This is a genomic window from Corynebacterium sp. HMSC074A09 (genome assembly GCF_001811545.1).
In the GTDB taxonomy this organism is placed as follows: domain Bacteria; phylum Actinomycetota; class Actinomycetes; order Mycobacteriales; family Mycobacteriaceae; genus Corynebacterium; species Corynebacterium hiratae.
The window spans coordinates 1-204 of the sequence record NZ_KV805096.1 but is presented as its reverse complement, the minus strand read 5'-3'; the positions used below and the strand labels follow the sequence as shown (position 1 = coordinate 204).

Sequence of the window (204 nt, the reverse complement as noted above, 5' to 3'; positions counted from 1 at the left end):
GAGTGCTGCTTGGCGGGCTTTGCGTTGTTTGCCTGTAAAGCGGGTGGGGCCGAAGTACACCTGGTGCAGGCCTGCGAGTTCGGTGGCGTCGGCTGGGTCAGCGCCGAGCGCGCGAAGCTCATCGGGTGTGCCAGGTATATGCTCCACCAGCGCAATCCCCGAGTTGCGGAGGCGGAGGTAGGTTTCAATATCCCCCATGGGCAC

1 pseudogene is annotated in these 204 nt (G+C 63.7%); it reads right to left on the bottom strand.

Annotated features, from left to right (window positions below):
* Positions 1–204, bottom strand: a pseudogene (locus tag HMPREF2807_RS00740) (HNH endonuclease); the annotation flags it as partial.